The sequence below is a fragment of the Streptomyces sp. NPDC059371 genome (genome assembly GCF_042751995.1).
GTDB lineage: Bacteria > Actinomycetota > Actinomycetes > Streptomycetales > Streptomycetaceae > Streptomyces.
The window spans coordinates 80,598-84,847 of record NZ_JBHYXD010000033.1 but is presented as its reverse complement, the minus strand read 5'-3'; the positions used below and the strand labels follow the sequence as shown (position 1 = coordinate 84,847).

Below are 4,250 nucleotides of genomic sequence, written 5' to 3'. Positions count from 1 at the left end.
GGGGGCGGGCCCCGCCCCCCCCCCCCCCCGGCCCCCCCCCCCCCCCCGCCCCGCGCTACGTCATCGCCCGGCAGGGCTCACAGCATCTCGGTCTCGCCGCGGGACGGCTCGCCCCACAGCGTGTGGAAGCTGCCCTGGCGGTCGGTGCGCCGGTAGGTGTGGGCACCGAAGAAGTCGCGCTGCCCCTGGGTGAGGGCGGCCGGCAGCCGGTCGGCGCGCAGCGTGTCGTAGTAGGACAGCGCCGCGGAGAACGCGGGCACCGGGACGCCTCTGCGGGTGGCGATGGAGACGACCTCGCGCCACGGGACCTGGGCGTCCTTGATCTCGGTGGCGAACCCCGCGTCGGACAGCAGGCTCACCAGGCCCGGGTCGACGGCGTACGCGGCGCGGATACGGTCGAGGAACGCCGCGCGGATGATGCAGCCGCCGCGCCAGATCTTCGCCACCTCGCCGAGGTCGATGTCCCAGCCGTACTCGGCTGCGGCGTCCAGGATCATCTTCCAGCCCTGGTCGTAGGCGATCAGCTTCGAGGCGTACAGGGCGTGTTCGACCTGGCTGGTGAAGCGCTCGGCCTCGGTACCCGACAGGTCCCAGTGGGTGCCGCCGGGCAGGCCGCGATAGGCGGAGCGCAGTCCCTCCTGGCTGGAGGCGGCGCGGGCGAAGGTGGCCTGCGCGATGGCGGTGACGGGGGAGCCGAGGTCCAGGGCGGTCTGCACGGTCCAGCGGCCGGTGCCCTTCTGGCCCGCGGCGTCCACCACGATGTCGACGAACGGCTCCCCGGTGGCGGCGTCCGTGTGCGCGAGCACCTCGGCGGTGATCTCGATGAGGTACGAGTCGAGGCGGCCCTTGTTCCAGCGCCGGAAGATCTCCGCTATCTGCGGCGGCGTGTAGCCCCCGACGCGGCGGAGCAGGTCGTAGGCCTCGCCGATCAGCTGCATGTCGGCGTACTCGATGCCGTTGTGCACCATCTTGACGAAGTGACCGGCGCCGTCGGTGCCGATGTGCGTGGCGCAGGGCTCGCCGTCCACCTTGGCACTGATCGACTCGAACATCGGGCCCAGCGAGGCGTACGACTCGGGGGAGCCGCCGGGCATGATGCTCGGCCCGTTGAGGGCGCCCTCCTCGCCACCGGACACACCCGCGCCGACGAAGTGGAGGCCGCGCTCGCGCAGCGACTGTTCACGCCGGCGGGTGTCGGAGAAGTGGGCGTTGCCCCCATCGATGATCATGTCGCCGGTTTCGAGCAGCGGCGCGAACTCCTCGATGACGGCGTCCGTGGCCGCACCCGCCTGCACCATGATCATGAGGCGGCGCGGGCGCTCCAGCGCCGCCACGAAGTCCTCGGCCGACTCGGCCGCGACGAAGGAGCCCTCGTGCCCGAATTCCTCGACCAGTGCCTTGGTGCGTGCGGGCGTGCGGTTGTGGACGGCGACGGTGTAGCCGTTCCGGGCGAAGTTGCGGGCCAGATTGCGGCCCATCACGGCGAGCCCTGTGACGCCGATCTGTGCGGTCGCCTTCATGGTGTGCTCCTTGGATCCGGATCTGCCTGTCCGCGTACCTGACGGGCGAGCAGACGACTGTCGCTGTGCCGATCAGTACGCCGCCGGGAGCTCAGGTGTTCACCTTTCGGGGCAGGAGCTGTGGGGGACGGCGGAACGGGTGCCGGGCGTCGGGTGCCGGGGCCGCGCCGGGGTCAGCCGTCCCGGCGCAGCCGCCATCCGTGATCCACCGGTCCGATACCGGCACCGAGCGCGAATCCGGCCTCGATCGCGGCGGTCACGTACGCCTTGGCCCGCCGTACCGCCTCCGGCACTTCGAGGCCCCCGGCCAGGCCCACCGCGATGGCCGAGGCGAGCGTGCACCCCGTGCCGTGCGTGTGCCGGTTGTCGTGGCGGGGCGCGCGCAGCCAGTGCTCGGCCGTCCCGTCGGTGAGCAGATCGACGGCCTGGCCCGGCAGATGGCCGCCCTTCACCAGCACCCAGCGGGGACCGAACGCGAGCAGCAGTCCGGCGGCCCGGCGCATGTCCGACTCACCGTCCACCTTCACGCCGGTGAGCTGGGCGACCTCGTCGAGATTCGGGGTGGCCACGGTCGCGCGCGGCAGCAACCGGGTCCGTACGGCGTCCAGGGCGTCGTCGGCCAGCAGCCGGTCCCCGTGCTTGGACACGCTCACCGGGTCCACGACGACCGGGGCGCCCACGTCGGACAGCAACTCGGCGACGGCGGTGACGAGTCCGGGCGACGAGAGCATCCCCGTCTTCACGGCCTGGACGCCGATGTCGTCGACCACACTGCGGTACTGGGCCCGTACCGCCTCCTCGGACAGCTCCCAAGCCCCCTGCACACCCACGGAGTTCTGCGCGGTCACGGCGGTGAGCACGCTCATCCCGTGGGCGCCCAGCGCGAGCATGGTCTTGAGGTCGGCCTGGATTCCTGCGCCTCCGCCGGAATCGGATCCGGCGATCGTCAGGACGCGGGGCGGTGTGGTCATGCGAGGGGTTCCTCTCGGGTACGGCTACGGGCGCCGGGCCCTCGGCCGGCGGAGCGACGGGCGCGGCGGCCCTCAGGCGCGGCGGCGCAGCCGCAGCGGGGCGTAGAGGGCGAGGGCGGCGAGGAACGCCACGTAGTAGGAGAGATCGGCGCCGTGCAGCGCGTCGGCCACCGGACCGACGTACAGGCTCGTGTCCATGAACGGCACGGCCGCGCCGAACGCCGCCACGAAGGCCACCAGCGACGGCCACCCGGGGCGCGGACGGGACATCTCGGCGGCGACGTCGACCGGGGCGCCCGCGCGCTCCCGCCCCCTGGCGATCCAGTCGACGACGACGATCGCGACGAACCCGGGGATCCAACAGCCCACGAACAGCAGCACGTTCTGGAAGCGTGCCGTGGTGTCGGCGGCGTGCATCCACAGCACCAGCGGGAAGCCGAGCGCCGCGGCCAGGGCGGCGGCGACCGGGCGCGGTATCCGTACGCCCAGGGTCTGCAGGGCCAGCGAACCGCTGTAGTCGTTCATCGCGTTGCTGCACACCGCGGCCAGTGCCACGGCCAGCAGCCCGAACGCGCCCGCCGCACCGCCGCCCAGCAACGCGTCCACGCCCGCCGCGGTCTGGTCGGTCAGCACCGAGGCGCCCCACAGCCCGAGGACCTGCACGGCGACGAAGGACGCGACGAGTCCGAGCAGGGTGCACCAGAACATGCGCGGGCGGGACGTCGAACGCGGCAGATAGCGGCTGAAGTCACCGGCGTACGGAGCCCAGGACAGCGACAGGCTCAGCGCGATGGTGCTGGTGAGCACGAACGCGCCGACGCGGTCGGCGCCGTTGGCGGACCCGGTCGTCGCGGGGTGGACCCCGTCGAGCATCCGCCAGGCGATCACCGCGAAGGCCACGGCGAGCACGAACGTCATGACGATCTGGAGGCGGTGGATGGCTTCGTAGCCGAGGACGCCGAGCGCCCCCTGGGCGGCCATCATGACCAGGACGCCGAGCCAGAACGGCCAGCCGCACAGCCGCGCCAGCGCGTCCCCGCCGAACAGGCCGATCAACGCGTCCCAGGCGACCGAGGACAGCCACTGGAGCGTGCCGGGAAGCACCACGGACCGGCCGAACGCGAGCCGCGCGAGCGGGAGTTGGCCGGTGCCGGTGAGACCGCCCCAGGTGCTGAGGTAGGCGGTGGGCAGCGCGCCGAGCACGGTCCCGAGGACGACCGCGGCGAGCGCGGTGGTGAAGTCCAGGCCGAGCGCGATCCCGATCGTGCCGGTGAACACGCCCGTCATCGTCAGGTTCGGGGCGAACCACACGGTGAACAGGCGTCCCGCCCCGCCGTACCGGTTGCTCTCGGGGACCGGTTCGATGCCGTGCCCCTCCACGCGGAGGTCGCCGGGTGCGGCCGGCATCCGTCCGTCGAAGACGGCCGGCCGGCTGTCGGCGGGCAGCCCGCCGGGAACATGCGCCAATGGCATGGAAGACATCCCTCCGCCAGTATGAACTGGTTCAGGTTCGACGGGTGTGATCTCAGCCCTCGGATGGGGCACCCCGTGTCCGGTACGACGGACACCCTAACCGCTCCCGGCGACGGAGCGGGAGTGGGTCCTCACTCCCGCGGGCCGGCGCGCGCCACTCCCGCGGACCAGTGCGCACCACTCCCGCGAACCGGCGCGCCCCCCCCGCGGCCCCCCCGTCAAACCCCCGACGCCCCGTAAATACAACGCCCCCCGCCGGGCCGGTGGCCGCGCGCGGCCCGCCGAC

Annotated in this window: 3 protein-coding genes and 1 riboswitch; all 3 genes read right to left on the bottom strand. The window is 72.9% G+C overall.

Annotation, left to right across the window (positions count from 1 at the left end):
- Positions 1-77: 77 nt before the first annotated feature.
- The 3 genes from gndA to ACFXGX_RS20435 all read right to left on the bottom strand — a co-directional run bounded on the left by gndA (position 78) and on the right by ACFXGX_RS20435 (position 3,964).
- Positions 78-1,520: an NADP-dependent phosphogluconate dehydrogenase gene (gndA, locus tag ACFXGX_RS20445; protein WP_384792952.1), complete on the bottom strand. Its 1,443-nt coding sequence runs from the start codon at positions 1,518-1,520 to the stop codon at positions 78-80.
- A gap of 173 nt (positions 1,521-1,693) precedes the next feature.
- On the bottom strand, positions 1,694-2,491 hold the full coding sequence (gene thiD, locus ACFXGX_RS20440; protein WP_384792949.1) for a bifunctional hydroxymethylpyrimidine kinase/phosphomethylpyrimidine kinase: 798 nt from the start codon (positions 2,489-2,491) through the stop codon (positions 1,694-1,696).
- Between the two features lie 72 nt (positions 2,492-2,563).
- Positions 2,564-3,964, bottom strand: a complete 1,401-nt coding sequence (locus ACFXGX_RS20435; RefSeq protein WP_384792946.1) for a purine-cytosine permease family protein — start codon at positions 3,962-3,964, stop codon at positions 2,564-2,566.
- A riboswitch (TPP riboswitch) is annotated at positions 3,956-4,050 on the bottom strand. (Overlaps the previous gene by 9 nt.)
- Positions 4,051-4,250: the final 200 nt, after the last annotated feature.